The following is a 26,895-nucleotide window of genomic DNA, read 5'->3' as shown; positions in this document are numbered from 1 at the left end:
ATTCTCCGGAGGCGGTTATTGGCAGGCTTCGCACTCTTCGAAGCCGGGATCGCCCGGCCGCATGGTGCAAACCGCCCCGAGAACTTCGGGTTCCGGCAAAACAGGTGCAGCGGCCACAGGCGAGGCGGCGGATTGGCCGCCGGCGCTGACGGCGTTCAGTTCGCCGCCGCGGCCCGTGGATTTCTCGGCGCTGGTCGCGCCCAGGGTACGCAGGTAGTACGTGGTCTTCAGGCCACGCTTCCACGCCAGCTTGTAGGTGTCGTCGAGTTTCTTGCCCGATGCGCCGGCCATGTAGATGTTCAGCGACTGGGCCTGATCGATCCACTTCTGGCGACGCGACGCGCATTCCACCAGCCAGCTCGGTTCGACTTCGAACGCGGTGGCGTAGAGTTCGCGGAGTTCGGAAGGTACGCGATCGATGCGGGACAGGCTGCCGTCGAAGTACTTGAGGTCGGCGACCATGACTTCGTCCCAGAGACCGAGTTTCTTCAGGTCACGCACGAGGTAATCGTTTACGACCGTGAACTCGCCGGAGAGATTCGATTTGACGTACAAGTTCTGGAAAGTGGGTTCGATGCACGCAGATACGCCAATGATATTGGAAATAGTGGCGGTTGGGGCAATTGCGATGCAATTGGAGTTGCGCATGCCATGTTGTTTGATGCGCGCGCGCAACGTATCCCAATCGAGCGTGCTCGATTCATCGACCTCGACATGACCACCGCGTTCATCGCGCAGCATCTTCAACGTGTCTTGCGGCAGGATGCCGCGCGACCACAGCGAGCCTTCATACGATTGATAGCGGCCGCGTTCCTCGGCCAGCAGGCTCGAGGCCCAGTATGCGTGATAGCACACTGCTTCCATCGACGTGTCGGCGAATTCGACGGCGGCTTGCGAGGCGTAAGGCACGCGCATCATCTGCAGGCAGTCCTGGAAACCCATGATGCCCATGCCCACCGGACGGTGGCGCAGGTTGGAATTGCGCGCCTTGTCGACCGCGTAGTAGTTGATGTCGATCACGTTGTCGAGCATGCGCATGGCGATGCTGACCGTGCGCTTGATCTTCTCGTGGTCGAGTTCGAAACCGCCGCCGGCGGCCGGCTTCATGTGCGCGACCAGGTTCACCGAACCCAGGTTGCACACCGCGATTTCGGATTCGTTGGTGTTCAGCGTGATCTCGGTGCACAGGTTCGAGCTGTGGACCACGCCGACGTGCTGCTGCGGCGAACGGATGTTGCACGGATCCTTGAACGTGATCCAGGGGTGGCCGGTTTCGAACAGCATCGACAGCATCTTGCGCCACAGCGTCAGCGCCGGCATCTTCTTGAACAGCTTGAGGTCGCCGCTGGCCACGCGGGCTTCGTAGCCCAGGTAGGCTTTTTCGAACTCATGGCCGTACTTGTCGTGCAGGTCGGGGCAGTCGGAGGGCGAGAACAGGGTCCATTCGCCGTTTTCCATGACGCGCTTCATGAACAGGTCGGGAATCCAGTTCGCCGTGTTCATGTCGTGCGTGCGGCGGCGTTCGTCGCCGGTGTTCTTGCGCAGTTCGAGGAATTCCTCGATGTCCAGGTGCCAGGTTTCCAGGTACGTGCAGACCGCGCCCTTGCGCTTGCCGCCCTGGTTCACCGCCACGGCGGTGTCGTTGACCACCTTCAGGAACGGGACCACGCCCTGGCTTTCGCCGTTGGTGCCCTTGATGTGGCTGCGCAGTGCGCGCACCGGGGTCCAGTCGTTGCCCAGGCCGCCGGCGTACTTGGCCAGCAGCGCGTTTTCCTTGATGGCGTCGTAGATGCCTTCCAGGTCGTCCGAGACCGTGGTCAGGTAGCACGACGACAGCTGCGAGTGCAGCGTGCCCGAGTTGAACAGCGTGGGCGTGGAGCTCATGAAGTCGAACGAGGACAGGATCTCGTAGAACTCGATGGCGCGCGCTTCGCGGTTGGTCTCTTTCAGCGCCAGGCCCATGGCCACGCGCATGAAGAAGACCTGCGGCAGTTCGATGCGGGTGCCGCGGATGTGCAGGAAGTAGCGGTCGTACAGAGTTTGCAGGCCGAGGTAGCCGAACTGCAGGTCGCGGCTGGCGTCCAGCGCCTGGCCCAGCTTGGCCAGGTCGTATTGGGACAGGTCGGGCGACAGCAGGCCGCCTTCGATCCCGCGCGAGATGAAGGTGGGGAAGTAGTCGGCGTAGCGCTGGCTCATGTCGGCCTGCGAGACTTCCTGGCCCAGCACTTCCTTGCGGATCGTGTGCAGCAGCAGGCGGGCGGTGACCTGGCTGTAGGCCGGGTCTTTCTCGACCAGCGCGCGGGCGGACAGGATGGCGGACTTGAACACTTCGTCCACGGGGATGCCGTCGTACAGATTCTTGACGGTTTCCTTCAGGATCGCTTCGGTGTCGATGAACTCGGTCAGGCCCACGCCGGCGGCTTCGATGGTGGCGCGCAGGCCGGCGATATCGAGCGGACGGCGCACGCCGTTGTCGGTCACGTTCAGCGACGGGCCGGCTGCGGGGGTGGCGGCCTGCTGCTGCGCGTCGGCCGCGGCGGCCGCCGCGCGTTCCTGGGTGCGCTTCTCGCGGTACAGCACGTAGGAGCGGGCCACGTCATGCTCGCCCGAGCGCATCAGCGCCAGTTCGACCTGGTCCTGCACGTCTTCGATATGGAAGGTGCCGCCGCCGGGACGGTTGCGCACCAGCGCGTTGACGACCTGCTTGGTCAGCGATTCGACCAGCTCGCGCACGCGGGCCGAAGCCGCGCCCTGGCCGCCATTGACGGCCAGGAAGGCCTTGGTCATGGCGATGGCGATCTTGCTGGGCTCGAAACCGACCACCGAGCCATTGCGGCGGATCAGGTTGTAGCTGCCCCACTGACCGCCGTTGGCGTCGGTCGAAGCATCGGTTTGGGAGGGCGGCACGGCCGTGGGCCGGGTCACAGAGGCGATCGTAGTCTGCATGGAAGCTCCTGTGTGGAAAGCGCGTAGATAGGGCGCGACGGCATCGCGCCGGATACGGAATGGGTTCTGTTTTGAGGGGGATCGCGACGCTGGGACGGTGTCGTCCGGATGGCGTGGCCGACGGGAATCAGCGCTTGGGCGACCACAACATGTAGTGTAGCACCCCTCATTTCGCACTAATTCTAGTGATCGACTAAGACAGCTACAAGAAGAAGATGTGACCATGCCTCCAAAAGATTGTTACGAAATGCACTGGGCGCGCCCAGCAAGGCGCGCCCAGGATCGGACTCGTGAGAGCGAGTGTTTACGCGGTTTTGCGCAGGGGCATGTCGCGAGGCGCAGGCGCCGTATAGCTTTGCATCAAGCGCGCCAACTCGGTCCGGTACTTCTCGACGTTCGCGGCCTTCACGTGGCCGAAGCCGCGTACCGTTTCCGCGAGGGCGGCGATGGTGGCCGCCTGTCCGAGCTTGTCCGCGTTCAAGCCGTCGAGCAACTGATCCACGGTCTGGCGGTACTCGGCGATCAGGGCGCGTTCCATCTTGCGTTCGGCGGTCCGGCCGAACGGGTCGAGCCAGGTGCCGCGCACACGCTTGAAGCGGGCCAGCAGCTTGAGCGCGGTCATGGTGCGCGGACCCAGCGTCATCTTGCGCGGCACGCCGGTGCGCGGATCCTTGCGCGCGAAGATCGGCGGCGCCATGTGGAAGCGCAGGCTGTATTCGCCTTCGAACTGGTCCTGGAGCTGGGCCCGGAACGCGTCGCCGGTGTAGAGCCGCGCCACTTCATACTCGTCCTTGTAGGCCATGAGCTTGAACAGGCTGCGCGCCACCGCCAGCGCCAGCCGCGGCTTGGCGTCGGGCGCCAGTTCGCGTTCGCGCGCCGCGACCCGCTCGACCACGTCCTGATATTGACGGGCGTAGTCGGCGTCCTGGTAGGCGGTCAGGTCGGCCAGGCGGCGCGCGACGGCGTGCTCGAACGATTCCGGCACATGCAGTTGCACGACTTGGGCGCGCGGACGCAGCGCGGTCGAGAGCGCGTCGGGCTGGTGCGCCGCCAGGCGGCCGCTGTCGAAGGCGGCCCGGTTCGCGGCCACGGCCACGCCGTTCAGCTCGATGGCGCGGTTGATGGCGGCGTGCGACAGCGGCACGCCGCCGCGCTGCCAGGCATAGCCCAGCATGAACATGTTCGACAGGATGCTGTCGCCGAACAGGGCCAGCGCGGCCGCGTGCGCGTCGATCGCGGCGGTATGCGCATCGCCGGCGGCGTGGCGGATCTTGGCCAGCAGCGCCTCGGGGCGCATGGCCGCGTCCGGATTGCGGGTGAACTCCGACACCGGAGCCACATAGGTGTTCACGGTAACCTGGGTGTGGCCGTGGCGCAGCGCGCCCAGCGAGTCCGGCGCCACCGAGGCCACCGGGTCGCACAGGATGGCGGCGTCGGCCTGCTGCCAGTCCAGCCGCACGGGGCCGGGCTGGGCGCCGGCCGGCGCCAGGCGGATGTGGCTGACCACGGTGCCGCCTTTCTGCGCCAGGCCGGTCAGGTCGAGCACGGCGGCAGACAGGCCTTCCAGGTGCGCGGCCATGGAAATGATCGCGCCGATGGTGATGACGCCGGTGCCGCCCATGCCCGCCACCAGCAGGCGGTACGGCCGGTCCAGCGCGGCCGGCGCGGGCGCCGGCAGTTGCGCGATGAGCTGCTGCAGCCGCTCCTGGTCGGCCTTGGGCGCGGCGCTTTTCCTCGGCTTGCCGCCCATGACGGACACGAAGCTGGGACAGAAACCCTCGGCGCAGGAGTAGTCCTTGTTGCAGCTGGATTGGTCGATGGCGCGCTTGCGGCCGTAGGGCGTTTCCAGCGGCACCACCGACAGGCAGTTCGATTGCACGCCGCAGTCACCGCAGCCTTCGCAGACCGCGCTGTTGATCAGCATGCGGCGGGCCGGGTCGGGGAACTGGTTCTTCTTGCGGCGGCGACGCTTTTCGGCGGCGCAGGTCTGGTCGTGGATCAGCACGGTGACGCCGGGAATCTCGCGCAGTTCACGCTGCAGCGCGTCCAGCTCGCGGCGGTGGTGCACGCGGATGCCGCCCAGGTCCACGCCCTGGTATTTCTCGGGTTCGTCGGAGGTGACGACGATGCGGGCCACGTTCTCGCCGCGCAGTTGCTGGCAGATCTGCGGCACCGAGATCGGGCCGTCCACCGGCTGTCCGCCGGTCATGGCCACGGCGTCGTTGAACAGGATCTTGTAGGTGATGTTGGCGCGCGCCGCGACCGCCTGGCGGATGGCCAGGTAGCCGGAGTGGTAGTACGTGCCTTCGCCCATGTTCTGGAACACGTGCGGCATCTTGGTGTAGCGGGACAGACCGATCCAGTCCACGCCTTCGCCGCCCATCTGGGTCAGGCCGCCGGTGTCGCGGTCCATCCAGGCTGCCATGTAGTGGCAGCCCACGCCCGACAGGGCCTGGCTGCCCTCGGGCACCTTGGTCGAGGTGCTGTGCGGACAGCCCGAACAGAAGTAGGGGCGGCGGCGCATGCCGTCGGCCTCGTTGGACAGCGGCGCCTGGCACTCGAAACCGGCCAGGTCGCCGGCGGCGGGCAGGCCGGCCGCGCGGGCCAGCCAGGCTGCCAGCGGCCGCGCCAGCAGCGACGGGCGCAGCTGCCCGGCCGAGGGCACCAGCGCTTCGCCGTCAAAGCCTTTCTTGCCGATGACGGTGGGGCGGTCTGGCTGGTTGAACAGCAGGTCCTTGATCTGGCTTTCGACCACCGCGCCCTTTTCCTCGATCACCAGGATGTGCGAGAGGCCGCGCGCGAATTCCAGCAGGCGCCCGGCGTCCAGCGGCCAGGTCAGGCCGGGCTTGTAGATGCGTACAGGCGCGTTGGCGGTGACGGTGTCCACGCCCAGCCGCGCCAGCGCTTCCATGGTGTCCAGGTGCGCCTTGCCGACCGTGACGATGCCGGCCACGGCCTTGGGCGCCGGACAGGCGAGCTTGTCGATGCTGTGGCGGCGCGCGAAGGCGGCCACCGCCTTCATGCGCAGGTTCATGCGCGTCTCGACCGCCAGCGACAGGAAGTCGCGGGCCGAGTACTCCAGCATTTCGGGCGGCAGGTCCGGATCCGCCGGCATGTCGTAGTGTTGCGGCGGCGCGGGCGTGAAGGAATGGCCGCATTCGATGGTCTCGGACACGGCCTTGAACGCCACCCAGGCGCCCGAGTGGCGCGACAGCGCCCAGCCCCATAGCGCGAAGGTCTCGTACTCGTCGATGGACGAGGGATGCACGATGGGCATCTGCCAGCCGATCAGCGAGGCCTCGCTGGCGTGCGGGATCGAGGACGAGACGGCGGTATGGTCATCGCCCACCACCACCAGCACGCCGCCGTTGCGCGAGGCGCCCGCGGCATTGCCGTGGTGCAGGGCGTCGCCGGCGCGGTCCACGCCCGGACCCTTGCCGTACCACATGGCGAACACGCCATCGACCTTGCGGTCCGCGCGCATGCCGGCCTGCTGCGTGCCCATGACGGCCGTGGCCGCCAGGTCTTCATTGATGCCGGGCAGGAAGCTGATCTGGTTGGCGTCCAGCGCTTTCTGCGCCTTCCACATGGCCATGTCCACGCCGCCCAGCGGCGATCCGCGGTAGCCGGACACGAAGCCGGCCGTGTTCAGGCCGCGCTCCTTATCCATCCGGCGCTGCGTCAGCATGATGCGCACCAGCGCCTGGGTGCCGGTCAGGAAAATGCGGCCGGTGCTGCGCGTGAGGTTATCGCCCAGCTGGTAGTCCAGATCCAGCTGAGGTTCGGGGGCGGGGGTGCCGTCCATGGTTGATGCTCCTAGTTTGGCACCATGATAGGTTCGCGGAGCATCGGGTTTATTGCGTTATCGGATCGTGCTATCCCTATAATTCGCAATGAATATTTCGTTTTACCGATAATCAGATCAAAACAGGAGACAAGCCCATATGGACAAGACCGACATCAACATCCTCAAGGCCCTGCAGGAGGACGGCCGGGCCTCGGCGCAGCAGCTGTCGGACAAGGTCGGCCTGTCGGCCGCTCCGGTGTGGCGGCGGGTCAAGGCGCTGGAAGCCAGCGGCGTGATCCAGGGCTACAGCGCGCAGGTGGACCGGGCCAAGGTCGGATTGGGTTGCATGTTCGCGCAGATCAGCCTGGAGCGGCATTCCGCCAACACGGTCGAGAACTTCGAGCGCTCGGTGCGCGACGCGCCCGAGATCCTTGAATGTTATGCGGTCACGGGCGACTCGGATTTCCTGTTGAAGATACTGGTGGAAAGCCCCGAAGCCTACGACCGCTTCCTGCACCGCTTCCTGTTCAACATGCCGGGCATCCGCCAGACCCGCACCATCGTGGCGCTGCGCGAGATCAAGCACGAGCAGCGCCTGCCGTTGTGAGGCGTGGATGTCGCGGCGCTCTTCCGCTCTATATAAAGAGCACCGCGACGTGGCAGGGCGGCGCATGCAGCGCGTCGACATCGTGCGCGCCCCGAGGCCGTGTCGCTTGAAACCAACGCATTTTTGCGGGTTCCAGCGCTAAAACTGGCGCCGCGCCAGCTCGACTGTTGCGCAATTGCACTAGGCGCGCGCGGTCGCAGCAATCGTCGTTGATTCTTCATCTTGCCCTCTTTAGAGTGCCTGATGTTTGTCGCGCGAGGGGCGCGCCGGGGGATCGGCGCGGCGCGTCGGCGGACGTGTTGAGGAATTCATGAGCAGTCTGTATTTGCGTATGGCCGGCGCGTTTGGCGTCGCCCTGATCCTGGCCGGCTGCGCCGCCAGGAAGCCCGCCGCCATCACGGAGGCCAAGCCCGAGGGACCGCCCAAGCCGCCGGCCTGCGTGCCCGTCAAGAGCGGTGATCCGATGGTCGGCACCTGGTATTCGAGTTCCAAGCCGCGTGGCGTGAGCGGCGACTTCCAGTCGCTGACCGTGCTGCGCGCCGACGGCACCATGGCATACGAGACCCAGCTCAAGATCGGCCGCAAGACGCGTCCGGCCTTGCGCGAGAGCGGCTGTTGGACCGTGGCCGACGGCGTCTACACCATGCGCACCACCGTCTCGAACGGCGAGATCGTGGACTTCGACGATCCCATCTACCTGAACCGCTACCGCGTCGAGAAGGTCGAACAGGCCAAGCTGACGTTGCGCGAGCTGAAGTCCGGCGGGCAGGTCGTGACCGCCCGCCGCATGCCGCAGGGCTACCGCCTGCCGTATTGAGCGTTGCGCCGGGCGGACATTTCGCCCGGCGGCCGGGTCGGCCGCGGCGGGCTGCGGTAAGGTGCGGGTTTCGCCTGCCACCACGTCCCGGCCATCATGCCCGCCCTGTCCTCCGAAGCGCGCGCCATCGCGCTGCTCGCCCTGGCTGCCTTCGTCAGCGCCAGCGCCTTCCGCATCTGTGATCCCATGCTGCCGCAGCTCGCGGCGGAGTTCGGCACCACCACCGGGCAGGCCGCGCGCGCCGTCACGGCCTTCGCCGTGGCCTATGGCGTGCTGCAGATGTTCTTCGGTCCCGTGGGCGACCGCTATGGCAAGTACCGCGTGGTCAGCGTCGCCACCTTCGCCTGCGCGCTGGGCAGCGCGGGCGCCGTCATGGCCCAGTCGCTCGATGTGCTGGTGCTGTGCCGGGCCCTGTCGGGCGCGGCCGGGGCCGGCATCGTGCCGCTGTCCATGGCCTGGATCGGCGACACCGTTCCCTATGAGCGCCGGCAGGCCACGCTGGCGCGTTTCCTGACCGGCACCATCCTCGGCATGTCCGCCGGCCAGCTCGCCGGCGGCCTGTTCGCGGACACGGTGGGCTGGCGCTGGGCCTTCGCGGCGCTGGTTTGCGGCTATCTGATCGTCGGCCTGTTGTTGCGCCAGGAAGTCCGGCGCCAGCAGGCGGCCGGCCTGGGCGTGGGCCTGGCCGCCGGCGCGCGCCAGGGCTTTGTCGCGCAGGCGCGGCTGGTGCTGGGCGCGCCCTGGCCGCGCGTGGTGCTGGCGACCGTATTCATCGAGGGGCTGCTGGTGTTCGGTGCGCTGGCCTTCGCTCCGTCCTATCTGCACGAGCGCTTCGATATTTCGCTGACCGCCGCCGGCGCGCTGGTGGCGGTCTATGCGGTGGGCGGATTGCTATACACCGTGGTGGCCGGTCGCATCCTCAAGCGGCTCGGCGAGCGCGGACTGGCGGTGGCGGGCGGGCTGGTGCTGGGCGTGGCCTTCCTGTCCTATCTGCTGGGGCCGGCCTGGGTGTGGAGCCTGCCGGCGAGCGTGCTGGCGGGCTTCGGCTATTACCTGCTGCACGCTACCTTGCAGACCAATGCCACCCAGATGGTGCCGTCCGCGCGCGGCACGGCAGTGGCCTGGTTCGCGTCCTGCCTGTTCATGGGGCAGGCCGCCGGCGTGGCGCTGGCCGGCGCGGTGGTGGACGAGATCGGGGCGGCCGCGCTGTTCGGCGGTTCGGCCGTGATGCTGCCCGTGCTGGGCGCGGGCTTCGCCTGGGCTCTCAAGCGCCGCGCGGCGCCGGCCACGGCCTGAGGCGGCGGGCGCGCCCAAGCGCGGCCTGCTGGCCGCGCGTTTCAGTCTTCCCAGTGGAACAAGGCGTCGAACACGGCGTAGGGCGGATCGGACAGTATCGTGGGGATGCTCAGATCCGGCGGCAGCGGCGCTTCCAGTTCGGCACGCCTGGCGCGCGCCAATCCGTGTCGCTCCAGCACGGGCTGGGCGCGCTCGGCCAGGGCCGCGACCGCCGGCGAGTCCAGCCGGTCGACCATGTCCAGCGCGGGCAGGTAGCTGCTGCCGCCCGTGGCATGGCGCCATTTCTCGCCCTGCATGAAGACGAAGCAGGGCGCCAGCCGGCACAGCAGGATCACCAGGCCGATATGCTGGTCGCCCTTGCCCGTCTTGAAATCACGCTCCTCGCGGTAGAACCAGGCGTCGACGAAGGACGCGTAGCCCGATCCATAGTGTCCCCAGGCGATACGCGAGGCCGCGGGCAGCGTCCGCTCCAGTTCGGCGCAGACGCGCCGGTAGAAACCATCGACCTGGGCTTCGTCGTTGCTGTCCCAGGGATGGCGGCCGCCGATCGGGCGTTGTGACGCCAGATTGGTCAGGTCGTCCAGGGACAGTTGCATGGCCGGGCGCGCGCCTCAGACCGAGGCCAGGCGCGCCAGCACCGTTTCCTTGCCCAGCAGCGCCAGCACGGCGTCCACCGCCGGCGTCTGCGTCTGGCCCACCACCGCCACGCGCAGCGGAATGGCCAGCTGCGGCATCTTCAGGCCACGGTCGGCCAGCACGGCCTTGATCAGCGCGGACAGCGCCTCGCGGGTCCATTCGGTGCCCTGGGCGCGTTGTGCGAAGTCCGCCAGCGCCTCGCGCGCGGCCGGCGTCAGGTGCTGTTCGGCCAGCTCGGCGGGGGCCGGCTTGAATTCGCCGCAGAACAGCATGGCGCCGTCGGCGAGCTGTTCCAGCGTTTCGGCGCGGTCCTTAAGCAGGCCCATGATGCCGGGCAGGTTGGTCTTTTCCGGGTGGCCGCCGCGCTTGGCCACGCGCGGGGCGACGCGCTCGGCCAGCTCGGCGTCGTCCATCTGCTTGATGTAGCGGGCGTTGACCCAGTTCAGCTTCTTCGGGTCCCACTGCGAGGCGGACTTGGACAGGTGGCGGGTGTCGAACCAGCTCACCAGCTGCTCGCGGCTGAACAGTTCGTCGTCGCCGTGGCTCCAGCCCAGGCGGGCCAGGTAGTTGATCATGGCCTCGGGCAGGTAGCCCTCGTTGTCGTATTCCATGACGTTGACCGCGCCGTGGCGCTTGGACAGCTTCTCGCCGTCCGGTCCCAGGATCATGGGCACGTGGCCGTATTCGGGCAGCGCGGCGCCCAGCGCGCGCAGGATATTGATCTGGCGCGGAGTGTTGTTGACGTGGTCGTCGCCGCGCAGCACGTGGGTGATGCCCATGTCCCAGTCATCCACCACCACGCAGAAGTTATAGGTGGGCGTGCCGTCGGGACGGGCGATGATCAGGTCGTCCAGCTCGGTATTGTCGAAGCTGATCACGCCCTTGACCATGTCGTTCCACGAGGTGGCGCCGTCCTGCGGGTTCTTGAAGCGGACCACGGGCTGGCGGCCGGCGGGCACCGGCGGCAGGGTCTTGCCCGGCTCGGGACGCCAGGTGCCGTCGTAGCGCGGCTTGTCGCCACGGGCGCGGGCGGCCTCGCGCATGGCTTCCACTTCCTCGGGCGAGCTGTAGCAATGGTAGGCGGTGCCGGCGGCCAGCATCTGCGCGACCACTTCACGGTAGCGGTCCATGCGCTGCATCTGGTAGAACGGGCCTTCGTCGGGCTGCATGCCAAGCCAGTCCATGCTGTCCAGGATCGCCTGCACCGCCTCGGGCGTGGAGCGCTCGACATCGGTGTCCTCGATGCGCAGCACGAAGGTGCCCTGGTGGTGGCGGGCGAAGGCCCACGAGAACAGCGCGGTGCGCGCGCCGCCCAGGTGCAGGAAGCCGGTGGGCGAGGGCGCGAAGCGGGTGCGGATGGGGGAGGAAGCGTTGGCGGTCATAGGAAGCGTAGCGGTGATGGCGGCGACGCCACAAAGCGGCGTCCGGCAGGGGCCACATCAAACATGCGGCGGGCTGGTCTTGTTACGATGGACGCTATTTTAGATTAGCGCCCGAATCGCGCCCGCCACCCCATGCTGCGACACGCCCTGGCCCCGATGTTCGAACCCGGTTCGCTGGTGATCGTGGCCGACCGGCCCCTGCCGGCGGCGGGATCCCTGTCGCCGGCGCTCAAGGCCCGCTGCACGGTGGTCGATTGCGCCGTGGGCGAGGCGCCCGAGCTGCCCGCCAGCCTGAACGGCCTGGCGCCGGGCGAGCGTCCCGACCTGGCCCTGGTCTGCGTGTCGCCGGCAGTGCTGCCGGAAACGCTGCGCCGGCTGGCGGCGCTGTCGCCCCGCTCCGTCATCCTGCTGCCGCACGAACTGCCCGATCCGTATCCGCGCGGCACGCTGGCGCTGTGCCGCGCCTGGGCCGAGGAAAACCGCTGCGAGCTGCTGGGGCCGCGCTCCTTCGGCGCGCAGCGCCCGCACGCCGGCCTGAACCTCAGCCAGCACCCGGTGCTGGCGCGCCCGGGCCGGGTGGCCCTGCTGGCCCAGTCGCGCTCCATCATGGCGGCGGTCATGGACTGGGCCGAGGACGTGCACATCGGCTTTTCCGTCGCCGTCTCGCTGGGCGACGAGGCCGTGGTCGGCCTGTCCAAGGTGCTGGACTACCTGGCCAGCGACCCGCGCACCGACAGCATCGTGCTCTATCTGGAGGACGTCGGGCCGGCGCGCGAGTTCATGAGCGTGCTGCGCGCCGCCGCCAGCGTGAAGCCGGTCATCGTGCTCAAGGCCGGCCAGCACGGCGCCGACAGCAGCGATGCGGTGTTCGACGCCGCGCTGCGGCGCGCCGGCGCGGTGCGGGTGCGCTACTTCGTGCAGCTGTTCTCGGCGGTCAAGGTGCTGGGCTATACCCGGCGGCCGAAGGGGCGGCGCGTGGCGCTGATCTCCAACGGCAACGGACCGCCGCAGCTGGCCCTGGACCTGATCGGCCCCGACGCCGCCGTGCTCAAGGCCGAGCTGACGCCCGCGACACAGCGGGCGCTGGCGGCCATGCTGGAGCCGGACGCGGCCATCGCCAATCCCGTCATCACCTATGTGCCGCTGACGCCCGAGCGCATCCGCGCGATCCTCGACGCCGTGCTGGACGATGCCGGCGTGGACGGCGTGCTGGTGCTGCTGGCGCCAGACGCGCTGGCCGACATGCCGGCCGTGGCGCGCGAGCTGGCCCAGGTCGCGCCCAGGGCCAGGAAGCCCGTGGTGACCTGTTTCATGGGCGACGCCGGCATGCGGCCGCTGCGGCGCATGCTGGACGATGCCGGCACTTCGGCGTTTCGCACGCCAGAATCCGCCGCTGACGCCTTCGGCGTGCTGGCCACGCATCACTACAACCAGCAGCTGCTGTTGCAGACCCAGCCGCCCGAGCCCGCCAGCCATGTTCCCGACCTGGTCGCGGCCCGGGACCTGCTGGCGCGGGTGCGCGCCGAATGCCGGCGCGAGCTGAACACGTCCGAGATCCGCTCCCTGCTGGCGCTGTTCTACGTGCCCTTGCGCGATGCGCCGCTGGAGGTGGCCTCGGCCGAACCCGAGTCGCGTCCCATGGCGGTGCGCGTGCGTCGCGATCCGCAATTCGGCCCCGTGATCCGCTTTGGCGCGGGCGGCCCGGACGCCTTCCTGTCGCAGTCCGATCGTGGCATGGACCTGCCGCCGCTCAACGGCTTCCTGGCGCGCCAGCTGATCGAGCGCAGCCGGCTATGGCGCCGCGTGCTGGCGCCGCGCGTCGGCCATCTGGCGGCCGAGGCGCTGCAGCAGGCGCTGGTGCAGGTGTCCGAACTGGTCTCGGAATTGCCGGACATCGAATCGCTCGACATCGATCCGCTCTACGCGGGCGAAACCCAGCTGCGCGCGGGCGGACTGCGCATGACGCTGACCGAGACGCCCGGCTGCGCCATGCCGCAGACCGCCGGCTACCCGCACATGGCGATCCACCCGTATCCGGCGCGGCTGGTGCAGGTGCGACGCTTCAACGACGGCATCCCGTGGGTGCTGCGGCCGATCCGTCCCGAGGACGCCGAGTCGTTGCAGGAGTTCATCCGTGGCCTGTCCGAGCGCTCGCGCTACATGCGTTTCGTGTCGATGATGCGCGAGCTGACGCCGCGCATGGTGTCGCGCTATACCCAGGTGGACTATCACCGCGAGCTGGCGCTGGTCGCCGCCACGCTGGTGCCCAATCCCGCCAATCGCGGCCATCCGAGAGAGGTGCTGGTGGGCTTCGCGCACTATCTGCGCAACCCGGACGGGCGCGGCGCCGAGTACGCGCTGGTGATCGGCGACGACTGGCAGCGCCGCGGCCTGGGGCGTCAGCTGATGTCGGCGCTGATCGACGCGGCGCGCGAGCAGGGGCTGGAATACATCGACGGGCTGGTGCTGTCGACCAACCGGCCCATGCTGGCGCTGATGACCAGCCTGGGTTTCACCAATGATCCCGACCCGGAAGACCCGACCATGCGGCGGGTCTGGCTAGAGGTTTAGTCCCCCCCGAAGCGCTGCGCGCTTCCCCCCCACGGGGGCGCCGCTACGGACCGGCGAAGCCGGCTCCGTGCGGCCCCGATGGGGTAGCGCCTGCTATTTATGCTGCAGGTGGCGTATCCGGGGGGGCGGTCGTTGACTTGCTCAGCTCAGCACTTCGCGCAGGAAGCGCGAGATGTCGGCCACTTCCTCGGCGCACACGGAATGCGGCATGCCATAGGTGTGCCAGCGCACGTCGCAGCCCAGGCGCTGCAGCTCGGCCAGCGTGGCCTTGGCGCGCGCCAGCGGCACGACCGGATCGAAAGTGCCGTGGGCCAGGAAGATCGGAGTGCGCGCATTGGCGCCGTGGCGCTCGGCCTCGGCCGTGTCCAGCAGCGGCAGGTAGCCCGACAGGCCCATCATGCCGGCCAGCTTCTCGGGCAGGCGCAGGCCGGTGTGCAGCGTCATGGCGCAGCCTTGCGAGAAGCCGGCCAGCACGATGTTGGACGTGGGGATGCCGCGGGCGTTCTCGCGCGCGATCAGCTTGTGGATCTCGGCTTCCGAGCGGCGGATGCCGGCGCCGTCCTCGACGCGCACCAGGTCCATCACCAGGATGTCGTACCAGGAACGCATGGCCATGCCATTGTTGATGGTCACCGGCTGCACCGGCGCGTTCGGGAACACGAAGCGCACCTTGCTGCCCGCCGGCAGGTCCAGCTCCGGCACGATGGGCGCGAAGTCGTTGCCGTCGGCGCCCAGCCCGTGCAGCCAGATCACGGCGTGCGTGGGATTGGGGGCGGTTTCGATCTCGATGCAGTCGAGCAGGTCGGTCGTGGCGGTCATGGATGGAATCAGTGAATGAGGGCCTTGAGCGCCTGGAACAGCGCCCGGTACTGCTTCTTTTGCGGCTCCTGGCCTTGCAGCAGGGCGGCGTTGGCCTGTTTTTCCTTGCGCGCGGCCCGGATCACGGCGCGCAGGTGCTGCACGTCGGCCTGCGGATTGTTCTCCAGCAGGCGGGTTAGGGCCTCGTCGTCGTCGAGCAGGCGGTCGCGCAGGGTCTCCAGCCGGTGCATGGCGGCGGTTTCCTCGCGCGAGCCGTTTTCCCAGACGTCGAGCTGGGCGCGGATTTCCTCGGCGGGGGCGTCGCGCATCAATTTGCCCACGAAATGGGTCTGGCGGCGCAGGCCCTCGCGGCTGGTGGTGCGCTGGGCCATGCGGATGGCTTCGTACAGGCGTTCCGCCAGCGGCAGCTGTTTCAGGCGTTCGGGCGACAGGGCGATCAGCTGCTTGCCCAGGTCCAGCAGCGCGTGCATCTCGCGCTTGACCTGGGATTTGCTGGGACGGTCGTAGCCGTTCTCGTCGTAGCCTTCGTCGACGGATTCTTCTTCGGGATGGGAATTCATGGAAAACTGCGCAATGACAGACTTGGCTATGATAACCGTCTCTGCAAATTGGACAGCAATGGTCAAACCCTCCTCATCCCTGCCGCTGGCGGCAAATCACGCGCGTTTTTCCGAACTCGTCGAGCAAACCCTCGCCTACGCGCGCCAGATCGGCGCCTCGGACGCGGCGGCTGAAGTCTCCGAGAGCCTGGGGCTGTCGGTCTCCGTGCGCAAGAACGATATCGAAACCGTCGAGCAGACCCGCGACCGCTCGCTGGACCTGACGGTCTACGCCGGCCAGAGCCGAGGCTCGGCCTCGACCTCCGATTTTTCCGAGGCGGCGCTGCGCCAGACCGTGGAAGCGGCCTGGCACATTGCCCGCCATACCGCCGCCGACCCGGCGGCCGGCCTGCCCGACGCCGATCAGCTGGCCACCGAATTCCCCGACCTGGACCTGCACCACGCCTGGCCGGTGTCCACCGAAGAGGCGGCCGAGCTGGCCCTGCGCGCCGAGCGCGCCGCCCGCGAGGTCGATTCCCGCATCACCAATACCGATGGCGCCTCGGTGGGCACCTACGAAGGCCAGTTCGTCATGGGCAATACCCGTGGCTTCCTGGGTGGCTACGCCTATTCGCGCCACAGCCTGTCGGTGGCGCCGATCGCCGGCCGCGGCAACGGCATGCAGCGCGATTACTGGTACACGTCCGAGCGCGATCCGGCCAGCCTGGCCTCGCCCGAGGCCGTGGGTCGCTATGCCGCCGAGCGCACGCTGTCGCGCCTGTCGGCGCGCCGCATCCGCACCGGCAAGTTCCCGGTGCTGTTCGAGGCGCCGCTGGCCCTGGGCCTGGTCGGCGCCCTGACGCAGGCGGCCAACGGTGGCGCGCTGTACCGCAAGGCCAGCTTCCTGCTCGACGCCCTGGGCAAGCCGATCTTCCCGTCGCACATCAACCTGACCGAGGATCCGCACGTGCGTGGCGCCATGGGCAGCTCGCCGTTCGACGACGAAGGCGTGCGCACGCGCAAGCGCAGCGTGGTGACGGCCGGCGTGCTGGAAGGCTATTTCCTGTCCTCGTACACCGCCCGCAAGCTCGGCATGACCACCACCGGCAACGCCGGCGGCTCGCACAACCTGACCTTCAGTTCCACCCAGACCCAGGCCGGCGACGATTTCGAAGCCATGCTGCGCAAGATGGGCACGGGCTTCCTGGTCACCGAGCTGATCGGGCAGGGCGTGAACTACGTCTCCGGCGACTATTCGCGCGGCGCGTTCGGCTATTGGGTCGAGAACGGCAAGATCCAGCACGCCGTGCAGGAAGTGACCATCGCCGGCAACCTGAACGACATGTTCCGCCAGATCGTGGCGGTGGGCGCCGACGTCATCTCGCGCGGCACCAAGACCACGGGCTCGATCCTGATCGAGCAGATGGCCATCGCCGGCGTCTGATCCCGTTGGCCGGGGCGCGGCCCCGGCCAACGCCGCCTTGCCCGGCCGCCCGCGCCGTCGCGTCTTTGCAATCCCGCCTTTGCAATCCCTTACCTGCTCGGGAATTCCTCTAGCAATCCCTGACCCCGCCAGCGTGTAATATCCGGCGGGTATTGCTGGAAGTCCCTGGTGTTGCTGTAAAGAAGGAGCAAGAGATGCAACGACGTTCATTCTTGAAACAGGCGGGGCTCGGCGCCGTGGCAACGGGCGCGGCCATCGCCGCGCCGGCATATGCCCAGGATTCGCCGTCGTTGAAGTGGCGCCTGGCCTCCGGTTTCCCCAGCGCCCTGGACCTGCGCTTCGGCGCGGGCGAGACCTTCTGCAAGTTCGTTTCCGAATCCACCGGCGGCAAGTTCAGCATCCGCCACCTGCCCGAGGGCGAGGTCGCGCCCGCGGCCGAGCTGGTCGACGCGGTCGGCGCCGGCAAGGTCGAATGCGCCCACGCCTCTTCCGCGCTGCTGCACGCGCGCAATCCCGCCTTTTGCTTCGATGCCGGCATGCCTTTCGGCCTGACCGCGCGCCAGATGGACGCCTGGATGATGGAAGGCGAGGGCCTGCGCCTGACCCGCGAGCTGTTCAAGCCCCTGAAGGCCGTCAACTTCCCGCTGGGCAATACCGGCGGCCAGATGGGCGGCTGGTTCAGGAAAGAGGTCAAGCGCGTGGGCGACCTGAAGGGCCTGAAGATGCGCGTGGACGGCCTGGCCGCCGACGTGCTGGCCCGCCTGGGCGTGGCGCCGCAACAGGCGGCGCTGGCCGAGCTGGCGCAGGCGGCCGAGAAGGACGGCCTGGAGGCCGTGGCCGGCTCGGGCGCCTACGATGACAGCAAGCTAGGGCTGAACAAGTTCGCCAAGTTCTATTACGGGCCGGGCTGGTGGGCGGGCAGCGGCCAGCTGTCGCTCTATATCAATGACGAGGCCTGGAGCAAGCTGCCCAAGAACTACCAATCGGTGGTCGAGGCCGCCGCCCGTGCCGCGCACGCCGCCGCCTCGGCCCGCTATGACGCGCGCAATCCCGGCGCCCTGGCGCAGTTGACGGCCAATGGCGCGCAGTTGCGCGCCTTTTCCCGCTCGATCATGGACGCGGCCTTCGAGGCCACGCAGCAGCTCTACAAGGAACTGGGCGACAAGGACCCGGCCTTCAAGGCGCTGCACAGCAGCTATATGGGTTTTCGCGACAGCGAGATGCCCTGGTTCCGCCTGACCGAGGGCGCCTACGGCCAGTACCTGGGCGTGGCGCTGTCGGCCAGGAGCTGAGCAGGAGGCCGATGCCGAATGGCATTCGGCAAGGAGTGGGGTTTTCACTGATTTCCCCTGGTTTTTGACTAGAAATCGGGCGGTTTGGCGCCTTTTGTTGAACGGCATTCAAGTTTCGGCCTGATACAAAAGGAGTAATATGCCGGGTCTTGACGCGCGAACGCGCCGCCTTCGAGCGGCAACCGCCGTCAATCCGGCAGGCCTGGCCGACCCGGATTACCAAACATTCCGAGACAGACTTTAGGGTGGTATCAACCATGCAATCGAAGACCAAGAAGCTGCTGGCCGCGCTGATCGCGGCCGGTGTCGTTCCGGCTGCCCACGCGGCCGACCTCAAGCTGGGCGTGGCCGAGGCCCTGTCGGGCGGCGCCGCCCAGTACGGCGCGTCGATCCGCAACGGCTTCCAGCTGGCTGCCGATGAAATCAACGCCGCCGGCGGCATCAACGGCAACAAGGTCGTGCTGGTGATCGAGGACGAACAGGGCAAGAAGGAAGAAGCCATCAACGTCTTCAAGAAGCTGATCTTCAAGGACAACGTCCTGATGGTCTTCGGCCCGACGCTGTCGAATTCGGCCCAGGCCGCCGACCCAATCGCCCAGGCCGCCAAGACGGTCGTCTTCGGCACCTCCAACACCGCCGACGGCATCACCTCCATCGGCAACTACGTGTTCCGCAACTCGGTCACCGAAGCCGACGTGCTGCCGGCCACCATCTCCACCGTCAAGGCCAAGACCGGCCTGAAGAACGTGGCGGTGCTCTACGGCAACGACGACGTCTTCACCAAGAGCGGCTACGACAACTTCAAGAAGGCCCTGGAAGACCAGAAGATCCCGGTCACCACGACCGAGACCTTCGCCAAGGGCGACGTGGACTTCAAGGCCCAGCTGACCAAGATCAAGGGCACCAACCCCGACGCCATCGTGCTGTCGGCCCTGCTGGCCGAAGGCGCCCCGATCATGGTGCAGGCCCGCCAGCTCGGCATCAACCTGCCGGTCATCGGCGGCAACGGCATGAACTCGGTCAAGATCTTCGACCTGGCTCCCGGCGGCGCGTCGAACAACCTGTGGATCGGCAGCCCCTGGTCCATCGAGAACAAGTCGGCCGAGAACGTGAAGTTCATCGACGCCTACAAGGCCAAGTTCAACGGCGCGCCCGACCAGTTCGCGGCCCAGTCGTACGACGCCATGTACATCGTCGCCCAGGCCCTGAAGAACACCAAGATCAGCGGCGACCTGCCCAAGGACCGCACGGCACTGCGCGACGCGCTGCCGTCGGTGCAGTGGACCGGCGCCACCGGCGCCTTCAAGTTCCGCCAGGCCAACGACCGCGCCGGCAAGCCCGCCGGCTACGACGCCGACCAGGCGCCGATCGTCAGCGTGACCAAGGACGGCAAGTACGTCATCGAGAAGTAATCGGCACGCGTCCCCCTGATGGGGGATGCGCCTGGCGCGCGGCCTGGACGGGGCGTGCGCCAGGCGCTTTTCATAGCAGGGCCGCCCCAAGACAAGAACATCCCCCGGGGGCAGCAGGCCCGCGCGGCGCAAGCGGCGCGGGAGCATTTCCTTGTCGCGGGAGCGCTTCAAGCAGAAGCGCATCCGCGGGGCGCAGGCCCGCGCCATCAGCGCGGCGCGGCGGTCCTTTCGGTTTTATCTGGAACGTCCAATCATGTTGGAACAACAATTCGTCAACGCCTTGTCGCTGGGCTGCGTCTACGCCCTGTTCGCGCTGGGCTTCACGCTGGTCTTCGGCGTGCTCGGGGTCATCAATCTGGCGCATGGCGCGGTTTTCATGGTGGGGGCCTACGCGGCGCTGACCGTGGTGCAGAACCTGGCCCTGCCGCTGTGGGCGGGACTGGTGGCGGCCTTCGTCGTCGCGGGCCTGACCGGCGTCATCATCGACTACCTGGTGCTCAAGCCGCTGCGCAAGCGCAACGCGCCTCACCTGATTCCCATGATCGCCACCATCGGCGTGGGCATCATCCTGAACAACGCCGCGCAGGGCATTTTCGGCGCCAGCAACCTGCGCTTCCCGCACGGCACCGTGCCCGAGGAAGTGATCGAGGTCGCCGGTCTGCACCTGACCGTGATCGAGCTGGGCATCATCTTCATGTCCTTCGCGCTGATGGCCGTGCTGATGTTCGTCATGCGCCGCACGCAGTTCGGCCGCGCGCTGCGCGCCATCGCCGAATCGCCCAAGGCCGCCTGGCTGCTGGGCATCAATGTTGAAAAACTGTTCATCACCACTTCGTTCGCCGCCGCGGCGCTGGGCGGCGTGGCCGGCGTGCTGATCGGGCTGTACTCGAACGCGCTCTTCCCGCTCATGGGCCAGCCCATGCTGCACAAGGGCATCGCGGTCATCATCCTGGGCGGCATGGGCGACATCCGCGGCGCCATGCTGGGCGGCCTGTTCCTGGGCTTCGCCGAGGTGCTGTCGGTGGCCTATATCGGCTCCACCATGCGCGATGCGGTGGCATTCGGCCTGCTGTTCCTGATCCTGCTGGTGCGTCCGCAGGGCCTGTTCGGCAAAGTGGTTCAACGCAAGGCGTAAGTGTGATGAGCGGATTCGAAAATTTCTGGGCCATTTATGGCAACCTGGTGCTGACGCTGGGCACCAATGCTCTGCTGGCCCTGTCCATCTGGCTGACGCTGGCCTGCGGCATGCTTGCCATGGCCAATGCGGCCTTCATGGGCATCGGCGCCTACGCCGCCGCCTTGCTCACCATGAACTACGACGCCTCCTTCCCCGTGGCGCTGGCCGGCGGCATGCTGGCGCCGGCCCTGGTGGCGGCGCTGATCGGCCTGCCCACGCTGCGCTTGTCCGGGGTCTACCTGGCCATGGCGACGCTGGGTTTCGGCGAGGTGGTGCGCGTGACCGTGCTGAACACCGAGTCCATCACCGGCGGCGCGCTGGGCCTTAACGGCATCCCGCAGCTGACCCAGTGGTGGCACGTGATCCTGGCGGTCGTCATCGTGCTGTTCGTGCTGTGGCGCGTGCGCGTGTCCAAGATCGGCCGCGCCTTCGACGCCATCCGCGGCGACGAAACCGCCGCCGGCCTGATGGGCATCGACGTGCGCGCCAACAAGATGCTGGCATTCGTGGCGGGCGCCATGATCGCCGGCCTGGCGGGCGCGCTGAACGCTCACCTGACCTTTTTCATCGGACCCAACGAATACGGCTTCGACCGTGGCGTGGAAATCCTGACCATGGCGATTCTGGGCGGCATCGGCGGCCTGGCGGGCCCGGTGCTGGGCAGCTTCATCATCACGGTGCTGCCCGAGATGCTGCGCGGCTTCGCGGATTTCCGCCTGGTCGTCAATGGAGTGATCCTGGTTGTGATCGTGTTGTTCCTGCCGCAAGGCATCTGGGATCCGGCGCGTTTCAAGCGCTGGATGCGTCAGGGAGGCAAGCGCCATGCTTGAGCTTTCCTCCGTCTCCAAGAGCTTCGGCGGCCTGCATGTGCTGCATGACGTCAATCTGTCCGTGCCCCAGGGCAGCATCTACGGCCTGATCGGCCCGAACGGCGCCGGCAAGACCACGGTGTTCAACCTGATCACCGGCCTGCTGCCGCCCAGCGGCGGCGCCATCACGTTCAACGGCGACAGCCTGCTGCGGCGCGCGCCGCACCAGATCACGCGCATGGGCATCGCCCGCACGTTCCAGAACATCCGCCTGTTCAAGGAGATGACGCTGCTGGAAAACGTGGTGGTCGGCGCCTACCGCCACATGAACTACGGCTTCCCCAGCCTGCTGCTGGGCCTGCCGGGATTCCGCGAGCACGAGAAGCGGGCCCGCGAACGCGCCCACGAGCTGCTGACCTGGATGCGCCTGGACCACAAGGCCAATGACCTGGCCGACAATCTGTCCTACGGCGAACAGCGCCGGCTGGAGCTGGCGCGCGCGCTGGCCACCGAGCCCAAGCTGCTGTTGCTGGACGAGCCGGTCGCGGGCATGAACACCGGCGAGCGCGCCGAGCTCATGCGCGAGATCCTGGCGATCCGCGAACGCGGCTACACCATTCTCATGATCGAGCACGACATGCGCTTCGTCATGGGCCTGTGCGAACAGATCGCGGTGCTGAACTTCGGCAAGATCATCGCCTGCGGCGGGCCTGAAGAGATCCGCAACAACGAGCAGGTCATCGAGGCCTACCTGGGCCGCGAAGACGATGAAGACGCCGAACACGCGGAGGCCGCAAAATGAGCGCAATGCTGGAAGTCCGCGGACTCGAGGTCAACTACGGCCATATCGAAGCCGTCCGCGGCATCGACCTGGACCTGAACGCCAAGGAAATCACCGCCCTGGTCGGCGCCAACGGCGCCGGCAAGTCCACCACGCTGCTGGCGCTGTCCGGGCTGCTGCCCAAGGCGAGCGGCCGCATCAGCTTCGAGGGCGAGGACATCACCAACCTGCCGCCGCACCAGCTGGTCGCGCGCGGCATCGTGCAGGTGCCGGAAGGCCGGGCCATCCTCACCACCATGACGGTGCTGGAAAACCTGGAGCTGGGCGCCTACCGCCGCGGCCTGAAGAACGTGGGCTCGGATCTGGAGTATGTCTTCAATCTGTTCCCGCGCCTGAAGGAGCGGATCAACGGCATGGCCGGCAACCTGTCCGGCGGCGAGCAGCAGATGCTGGCCATCGGCCGCGCGTTGATGGCCAAGCCGCGCCTGTTGCTGCTGGACGAGCCGTCGATGGGCCTGGCTCCCATCGTGGTGCAGGAGATATTCCGTTCGCTGCGCGCCATCAACGCCGACGGCCTGACCCTGTTCCTGGTCGAGCAGAACGTGCGCCAGGCGCTGAAGATCGCCCAGCACGGCTATGTGCTGGAAAACGGCGCCATGGCGCTGAGCGGCACCGGCCGCGAGCTGCTGGGCCATCCTCGGGTGCTGGAAGCCTATCTGGGCGCCTGACCGGATCTTGCCGGGGCGCGCGCGGTTCAGGTTGCGCGCGCCGGCCGCTGTCTGGCGGGACGTCTGCCGCCTGTCAGGGCAGGCGCCGCCAGGCAGGCATTTCGTCCAGCGAAGGTTGTCCCTTTTATATGAGGCCCTTTCGTCTGGCTGCCCCCGCGAGCCGTCCCGGTGAGGACGGGGGCGGATGCGGGAGGCCGTCGCCTCCTGGCTTGCCCATTTTTTGAGCAGCTGTGTTAGAATCACAGGCTTTCCCTCATTTTGGCTATTGCACGGGCGGGTAATAACGCTTAGGCGGGACGCTGATAGAGGCTTGAAATTCCAGGGTTTTCTCGGGAATCACGGCCTAGTCGGGGGAAGGAAGCGCTGGCAGGGATACGCCCGCCGGCGGAATCATTTTTCTTCTTAGGAACCATCATGAAGACCTTTGTGGCCAAGCCGCATGAAGTCCAACGTGACTGGTTTGTGATCGACGCCAAGGGCAAAGTCCTCGGTCGTGTGGCCAGCGAAGTCGCACGTCGTCTGCGTGGCAAGCACAAACCTGAATTCACGCCGCACGTTGATACTGGCGATTACATCGTCATCATCAACGCTTCCGATATCGTCGTTACCGGCACGAAGGCGAAGGACAAGAAGTACTTCCGCCACACCACGTACCCGGGCGGTATCCGCGAAACGAACTTCGAGAAAATGCAAGAGCGTTTTCCCGGCCGCGCCATCCAGAAGGCTGTCAAGGGCATGCTGCCCAAGGGTCCGCTGGGCTACGCGATGATCAAGAAACTGAAGGTGTACGCCGGTGCCGAGCACCCGCACACCGCCCAGCAGCCCAAGACGCTGGATATCTAAGGAAACGCCATGATCGGTAACTGGAACTACGGAACCGGCCGTCGCAAAACCTCGGTGGCTCGCGTTTTCATCAAGAAGGGCACCGGCAAGATCGTCGTCAACGGCAAGCCCGTCGACGAGTTCTTCGCTCGTGAAACCGGCCGCATGGTCGTGCGCCAGCCGCTGGAACTGACCGGCCACCTGGAATCGTTCGACATCAAGGTCAACGTGCACGGCGGCGGTGAAACCGGCCAGGCCGGCGCAGTCCGTCACGGCATCACGCGTGCCCTGATCGACTACGACGCGACCCTGAAGCCCGCGCTGTCGCAAGCTGGTTTCGTGACCCGCGATGCCCGCGAAGTCGAACGCAAGAAGGTCGGCTTCCGCAAGGCCCGTCGTCGCAAGCAGTTCAGCAAGCGCTGATGCCTGCAGAAAAAAGCCCGCTACGGCGGGCTTTTTTCATTTGGGGCCGCCGCTCCGCCTGCCCGCGATTGTCGGGCGATACAATCACGTTTCGTTCCACGTAGAGTTCATATCCATCATGGCCCAAGCATCGAACACCCGTATCAAGGTTGGCATCGTCGGCGGCACCGGCTACACCGGCGTCGAGCTGCTGCGCCTGCTGTCGCAGCACCCGAATGTGGAATTGACCGCCATCACGTCCCGCAAGGAAGACGGGCTGCCGGTGGCCGATATGTACCCGAACCTGCGCGGCCGCGTGAAGATCGCTTTCTCCGCGCCCGAAAAGGCCTCGCTGACCGATTGCGACGTGGTGTTCTTCGCCACGCCCCATGGCGTGGCCATGGCGCAGGCGCCCGAGCTGATCGCCGCCGGCACCCGCGTGATCGACCTGGCCGCCGATTTCCGCCTGCAGGACATCCCCACGTTCGAGCGCTGGTACAAGATTCCCCATACCTGCCCGGAAGTGCTGGCCGAGTCCCAGTACGGCCTGGTCGAGCTGAACCGTGAAGCCATCTCCAAGGCCCGCGTGATCGGCAATCCGGGCTGCTATCCGACCACGGTGCTGCTGGGCCTGGCTCCGCTGCTGGAAGGCGGCAAGAAGCTGATCGACGCGCAGACCCTGATCGCGGACTGCAAGTCGGGCGTGTCCGGCGCGGGCCGCAAGGCGGAGGTGGGCTCGCTGTTCTCCGAGGCCTCCGACAACTTCAAGGCCTATGGCGTGGCGGGCCACCGCCATCATCCGGAAATCGTTTCGCAGCTGGAGAAGATCGCTGGCGGCAAGGTCGGCCTGACCTTCGTGCCGCACCTGGTGCCCATGATTCGCGGCATGTACTCCACCCTCTACGCCCGCATCCTGCCCGAGGCGCGCGACACGGACTTCCAGGCCCTGTTCGAGCAGCGTTATGCCGACGAGGCCTTTGTCGACGTGATGCCGGCCGGCAGCCTGCCGGAAACCCGCTCGGTGCGCGCGTCCAACAACCTGCGCATCGCGCTGTCGCGCCCGGGCAATGGCGACCAGCTGATCGTGATGGTGGTGCAGGACAACCTGGTCAAGGGCGCCGCCGGCCAGGCCGTGCAGAACATGAACCTGATGTTCGGCTTCGCGGAATCCACCGGCCTGGACCAGGTCGCGATCCTGCCCTGATGCATTGCCGGAAGGGCGGCTGGCCGCCCTTTCGAGTGCCATGTCCAACGATTCTCCCATCGCTTCGCAATCGCGCCGTCCTCGCGGACTGGCGCGCGTCGGCATCGCGCTCGCGTTAGGCGTCGCGCTGGGCGTCGCGGGGACCAGTCTCTACGTCCGCCACCAGGCGCGCGCGAGCGTGGCGGCGGCTGCTTCGGATCCCCTGCCGAGCAGCGCGCAGGAAGAGGCGATGCGCCAGCAGCGCACGCAGCTGCGTTTCACCCAGGGTCAGCTGGACGCGGCCGATGGCGAACTGGTGATCGAGCGGGCCGCGCGGCAGGAGCTGGAAACGCAGTTGCGCGCCGCCCAGGCCGAGGTCGGCCGCGTGCGCGACCAACTGGCGTTCTATGAGCAGCTGCTGCCGCCCGGGCCGGAAGGCTCGGTCGATATACGCGGCGCGCAGGTCGAGCGCGCCGGGCAGGGCCTGCGCTACAAGGTGCTGCTGATGCGCAGTGGTCGCAATGGTGGCGCACCGTTTTCGGGCGCGTTGCGCTTCCAGGCGGTCGGCACGCTCAAGGGCGAGACCGTGACCGTCGAGCTCGCGCCCATGCAGGTCAAGTCGGAAACGACGCCGGCGCCCGATGGTGTCGCCGCCGGACTGGCCTTGCAGTTCGACCAGTATCAACGCAGCCAGGGCATGCTGGCCTTGCCCGAGGGTTTTGTCCCCGAAAGCGTGACCATCACCGTGCTCGAAGGCGATACGGTGCGCGCGACCCGCAGCGTCAAGCTCGAACTTTGAGTCCGGCCCGGGGCTGCGCTATAGTGACAGCATACGAGTGGCGACGCCGCTCACCGAAATTCGGCCTCAACGGCCAGGAGTGAACCATGAATGCAGTGACCGAAACCGTCGACCTGCAGGCCCCGCCGCCTGCTCCCCTGGTCTTTACCGACTCGGCGGCCGCCAAGGTCAAGGACCTGCTGGCCGAAGAAGGCAACCCCGAGCTGAAGCTGCGCGTCTTCGTGCAAGGCGGCGGCTGTTCGGGTTTCCAGTACGGCTTCACCTTCGATGAAGTCGTCAACGAAGATGACACCGTGCTCGACAAGGCTGGCGTGCAGCTGCTGGTCGACCCGATGAGCTTCCAGTATCTGGTCGGCGCCGAGATCGACTACAAGGAAGACATCGAGGGCTCGCAGTTCGTCATCCGCAATCCCAACGCCAGCACGACTTGCGGTTGCGGTTCGTCGTTCTCGGTCTGATCGCGCCCTGAGCGTCAGCTCATTAAAAAACCCTTCGGCTTGCCGAAGGGTTTTTTGTTTGACGATGACTCCAGCCCGGTACTTCGCTGGACTGCGCCGTAGCTCGATGAAGCAGGTTTATCAAGGACTTACGCGCGTCCATCATATGCCGGTGCTTTCTGAAACTTGACCCGGTTTTCCCTCGCGCC

22 protein-coding genes are annotated in these 26,895 nt (G+C 67.1%); 16 read left to right on the top strand and 6 right to left on the bottom strand.

Going from position 1 to position 26,895, the window contains the following annotated elements:
• Window positions 1-15: 15 nt before the first annotated feature.
• Together ACEU5R_RS12685 and ACEU5R_RS12680 are read right to left on the bottom strand one after the other, a co-directional pair.
• Window positions 16-2,946, bottom strand: coding sequence for a ribonucleoside-diphosphate reductase subunit alpha (locus ACEU5R_RS12685; RefSeq protein WP_392410437.1), 2,931 nt, complete (start codon window positions 2,944-2,946; stop codon window positions 16-18).
• 304 nt (window positions 2,947-3,250) lie between these two features.
• A complete protein-coding gene (locus ACEU5R_RS12680) occupies window positions 3,251-6,751 on the bottom strand; it encodes an indolepyruvate ferredoxin oxidoreductase family protein (RefSeq protein ID WP_392410436.1) in 3,501 nt (1,166 codons plus the stop codon).
• A 139-nt stretch (window positions 6,752-6,890) separates the two neighbouring features.
• Here ACEU5R_RS12680 and ACEU5R_RS12675 point away from each other — a divergent pair, with 139 nt between their 5' ends.
• The 3 genes from ACEU5R_RS12675 (at window position 6,891) to ACEU5R_RS12665 (ending at window position 9,453) form a co-directional block, all read left to right on the top strand.
• Entirely contained in the window at window positions 6,891-7,340 is a 450-nt protein-coding gene (locus ACEU5R_RS12675; RefSeq protein WP_103272360.1) for an Lrp/AsnC family transcriptional regulator, read from the top strand.
• Between the two features lie 310 nt (window positions 7,341-7,650).
• Entirely contained in the window at window positions 7,651-8,157 is a 507-nt protein-coding gene (locus ACEU5R_RS12670; RefSeq protein WP_103272361.1) for a hypothetical protein, read from the top strand.
• A 96-nt stretch (window positions 8,158-8,253) separates the two neighbouring features.
• Window positions 8,254-9,453: an MFS transporter gene (locus ACEU5R_RS12665; RefSeq protein WP_392410435.1), complete on the top strand. Its 1,200-nt coding sequence runs from the start codon at window positions 8,254-8,256 to the stop codon at window positions 9,451-9,453.
• A 41-nt stretch (window positions 9,454-9,494) separates the two neighbouring features.
• Here the strand turns inward: ACEU5R_RS12665 and ACEU5R_RS12660 are convergent, their stop codons facing one another.
• Together ACEU5R_RS12660 and gltX are read right to left on the bottom strand one after the other, a co-directional pair.
• Window positions 9,495-10,049 (bottom strand): hypothetical protein, encoded by a 555-nt coding sequence (locus ACEU5R_RS12660; protein ID WP_392410434.1) that lies wholly within the window; start codon window positions 10,047-10,049, stop codon window positions 9,495-9,497.
• A gap of 15 nt (window positions 10,050-10,064) precedes the next feature.
• Complete coding sequence (gene gltX, locus ACEU5R_RS12655) at window positions 10,065-11,471, bottom strand: glutamate--tRNA ligase (RefSeq protein WP_392410433.1); 1,407 nt, start codon at window positions 11,469-11,471, stop codon at window positions 10,065-10,067.
• Between the two features lie 132 nt (window positions 11,472-11,603).
• Between gltX and ACEU5R_RS12650 the strand changes: the two genes are divergently transcribed.
• Window positions 11,604-14,042, top strand: coding sequence for a GNAT family N-acetyltransferase (locus ACEU5R_RS12650; protein ID WP_392410432.1), 2,439 nt, complete (start codon window positions 11,604-11,606; stop codon window positions 14,040-14,042).
• A 141-nt stretch (window positions 14,043-14,183) separates the two neighbouring features.
• On the opposite strand, the gene ACEU5R_RS12645 is transcribed toward ACEU5R_RS12650, so the two are convergent.
• Together ACEU5R_RS12645 and yjgA are read right to left on the bottom strand one after the other, a co-directional pair.
• Window positions 14,184-14,861, bottom strand: a complete 678-nt coding sequence (locus tag ACEU5R_RS12645; RefSeq protein WP_103272366.1) for an alpha/beta hydrolase — start codon at window positions 14,859-14,861, stop codon at window positions 14,184-14,186.
• Between the two features lie 8 nt (window positions 14,862-14,869).
• Window positions 14,870-15,421, bottom strand: coding sequence for a ribosome biogenesis factor YjgA (gene yjgA / locus ACEU5R_RS12640; RefSeq protein ID WP_103272367.1), 552 nt, complete (start codon window positions 15,419-15,421; stop codon window positions 14,870-14,872).
• Window positions 15,422-15,479: 58 nt separating this feature from the next.
• Between yjgA and pmbA the strand changes: the two genes are divergently transcribed.
• The 12 genes from pmbA (at window position 15,480) to erpA (ending at window position 26,707) form a co-directional block, all read left to right on the top strand.
• Window positions 15,480-16,844: a metalloprotease PmbA gene (pmbA, locus tag ACEU5R_RS12635; RefSeq protein ID WP_392410431.1), complete on the top strand. Its 1,365-nt coding sequence runs from the start codon at window positions 15,480-15,482 to the stop codon at window positions 16,842-16,844.
• Between the two features lie 194 nt (window positions 16,845-17,038).
• Window positions 17,039-18,136, top strand: coding sequence for an ABC transporter substrate-binding protein (locus ACEU5R_RS12630; protein WP_103272369.1), 1,098 nt, complete (start codon window positions 17,039-17,041; stop codon window positions 18,134-18,136).
• A gap of 257 nt (window positions 18,137-18,393) precedes the next feature.
• Window positions 18,394-19,548 (top strand): ABC transporter substrate-binding protein, encoded by a 1,155-nt coding sequence (locus tag ACEU5R_RS12625; RefSeq protein WP_103272370.1) that lies wholly within the window; start codon window positions 18,394-18,396, stop codon window positions 19,546-19,548.
• A gap of 253 nt (window positions 19,549-19,801) precedes the next feature.
• Window positions 19,802-20,683, top strand: a complete 882-nt coding sequence (locus tag ACEU5R_RS12620; protein ID WP_103276307.1) for a branched-chain amino acid ABC transporter permease — start codon at window positions 19,802-19,804, stop codon at window positions 20,681-20,683.
• Between the two features lie 5 nt (window positions 20,684-20,688).
• Window positions 20,689-21,555 (top strand): branched-chain amino acid ABC transporter permease, encoded by an 867-nt coding sequence (locus tag ACEU5R_RS12615; protein ID WP_103272371.1) that lies wholly within the window; start codon window positions 20,689-20,691, stop codon window positions 21,553-21,555.
• On the top strand, window positions 21,548-22,336 hold the full coding sequence (locus tag ACEU5R_RS12610) for an ABC transporter ATP-binding protein (protein WP_103272372.1): 789 nt from the start codon (window positions 21,548-21,550) through the stop codon (window positions 22,334-22,336). Before ACEU5R_RS12615 ends, ACEU5R_RS12610 begins: the two co-directional genes overlap by 8 nt.
• Window positions 22,333-23,043 carry an ABC transporter ATP-binding protein gene (locus ACEU5R_RS12605; RefSeq protein ID WP_103272373.1) on the top strand — a complete coding sequence of 237 codons (711 nt, stop codon included), beginning with the start codon at window positions 22,333-22,335 and terminating at the stop codon, window positions 23,041-23,043. Before ACEU5R_RS12610 ends, ACEU5R_RS12605 begins: the two co-directional genes overlap by 4 nt.
• A 414-nt stretch (window positions 23,044-23,457) precedes the next feature.
• Entirely contained in the window at window positions 23,458-23,886 is a 429-nt protein-coding gene (gene rplM, locus ACEU5R_RS12600; RefSeq protein WP_006217309.1) for a 50S ribosomal protein L13, read from the top strand.
• 9 nt (window positions 23,887-23,895) lie between these two features.
• Entirely contained in the window at window positions 23,896-24,288 is a 393-nt protein-coding gene (rpsI, locus tag ACEU5R_RS12595) for a 30S ribosomal protein S9 (protein ID WP_006388641.1), read from the top strand.
• A gap of 118 nt (window positions 24,289-24,406) precedes the next feature.
• Complete coding sequence (gene argC, locus ACEU5R_RS12590; RefSeq protein WP_103272374.1) at window positions 24,407-25,471, top strand: N-acetyl-gamma-glutamyl-phosphate reductase; 1,065 nt, start codon at window positions 24,407-24,409, stop codon at window positions 25,469-25,471.
• Window positions 25,472-25,511: 40 nt separating this feature from the next.
• Entirely contained in the window at window positions 25,512-26,249 is a 738-nt protein-coding gene (locus ACEU5R_RS12585) for a DUF6776 family protein (RefSeq protein WP_392410430.1), read from the top strand.
• 86 nt (window positions 26,250-26,335) lie between these two features.
• A complete protein-coding gene (gene erpA / locus ACEU5R_RS12580; RefSeq protein ID WP_103272375.1) occupies window positions 26,336-26,707 on the top strand; it encodes an iron-sulfur cluster insertion protein ErpA in 372 nt (123 codons plus the stop codon).
• Window positions 26,708-26,895: the final 188 nt, after the last annotated feature.

Origin of the sequence: Achromobacter sp. 413638 (assembly GCF_043119405.1) — a bacterium.
In the GTDB taxonomy this organism is placed as follows: Bacteria; Pseudomonadota; Gammaproteobacteria; order Burkholderiales; family Burkholderiaceae_B; genus Achromobacter.
The sequence above is the reverse complement of the archived record's forward strand: the minus strand, read 5'-3'. Positions and strand labels throughout refer to the sequence as shown.

Excerpts from the sequence above, each read along its gene's own strand:
- ACEU5R_RS12685 (WP_392410437.1), bottom strand. The coding sequence starts at position 2,946 with ATGCAGACTACGATCGCCTCTGTGACCCGGCCCACGGCCGTGCCGCCC.
- ACEU5R_RS12680 (WP_392410436.1), bottom strand. The coding sequence starts at position 6,751 with ATGGACGGCACCCCCGCCCCCGAACCTCAGCTGGATCTGGACTACCAG.
- ACEU5R_RS12675 (WP_103272360.1), top strand. The coding sequence starts at position 6,891 with ATGGACAAGACCGACATCAACATCCTCAAGGCCCTGCAGGAGGACGGC.
- ACEU5R_RS12670 (WP_103272361.1), top strand. The coding sequence starts at position 7,651 with ATGAGCAGTCTGTATTTGCGTATGGCCGGCGCGTTTGGCGTCGCCCTG.
- ACEU5R_RS12665 (WP_392410435.1), top strand. The coding sequence starts at position 8,254 with ATGCCCGCCCTGTCCTCCGAAGCGCGCGCCATCGCGCTGCTCGCCCTG.
- ACEU5R_RS12660 (WP_392410434.1), bottom strand. The coding sequence starts at position 10,049 with ATGCAACTGTCCCTGGACGACCTGACCAATCTGGCGTCACAACGCCCG.
- gltX (WP_392410433.1), bottom strand. The coding sequence starts at position 11,471 with ATGACCGCCAACGCTTCCTCCCCCATCCGCACCCGCTTCGCGCCCTCG.
- ACEU5R_RS12650 (WP_392410432.1), top strand. The coding sequence starts at position 11,604 with ATGCTGCGACACGCCCTGGCCCCGATGTTCGAACCCGGTTCGCTGGTG.
- ACEU5R_RS12645 (WP_103272366.1), bottom strand. The coding sequence starts at position 14,861 with ATGACCGCCACGACCGACCTGCTCGACTGCATCGAGATCGAAACCGCC.
- yjgA (WP_103272367.1), bottom strand. The coding sequence starts at position 15,421 with ATGAATTCCCATCCCGAAGAAGAATCCGTCGACGAAGGCTACGACGAG.
- pmbA (WP_392410431.1), top strand. The coding sequence starts at position 15,480 with ATGGTCAAACCCTCCTCATCCCTGCCGCTGGCGGCAAATCACGCGCGT.
- ACEU5R_RS12630 (WP_103272369.1), top strand. The coding sequence starts at position 17,039 with ATGCAACGACGTTCATTCTTGAAACAGGCGGGGCTCGGCGCCGTGGCA.
- ACEU5R_RS12625 (WP_103272370.1), top strand. The coding sequence starts at position 18,394 with ATGCAATCGAAGACCAAGAAGCTGCTGGCCGCGCTGATCGCGGCCGGT.
- ACEU5R_RS12620 (WP_103276307.1), top strand. The coding sequence starts at position 19,802 with ATGTTGGAACAACAATTCGTCAACGCCTTGTCGCTGGGCTGCGTCTAC.
- ACEU5R_RS12615 (WP_103272371.1), top strand. The coding sequence starts at position 20,689 with ATGAGCGGATTCGAAAATTTCTGGGCCATTTATGGCAACCTGGTGCTG.
- ACEU5R_RS12610 (WP_103272372.1), top strand. The coding sequence starts at position 21,548 with ATGCTTGAGCTTTCCTCCGTCTCCAAGAGCTTCGGCGGCCTGCATGTG.
- ACEU5R_RS12605 (WP_103272373.1), top strand. The coding sequence starts at position 22,333 with ATGAGCGCAATGCTGGAAGTCCGCGGACTCGAGGTCAACTACGGCCAT.
- rplM (WP_006217309.1), top strand. The coding sequence starts at position 23,458 with ATGAAGACCTTTGTGGCCAAGCCGCATGAAGTCCAACGTGACTGGTTT.
- rpsI (WP_006388641.1), top strand. The coding sequence starts at position 23,896 with ATGATCGGTAACTGGAACTACGGAACCGGCCGTCGCAAAACCTCGGTG.
- argC (WP_103272374.1), top strand. The coding sequence starts at position 24,407 with ATGGCCCAAGCATCGAACACCCGTATCAAGGTTGGCATCGTCGGCGGC.
- ACEU5R_RS12585 (WP_392410430.1), top strand. The coding sequence starts at position 25,512 with ATGTCCAACGATTCTCCCATCGCTTCGCAATCGCGCCGTCCTCGCGGA.
- erpA (WP_103272375.1), top strand. The coding sequence starts at position 26,336 with ATGAATGCAGTGACCGAAACCGTCGACCTGCAGGCCCCGCCGCCTGCT.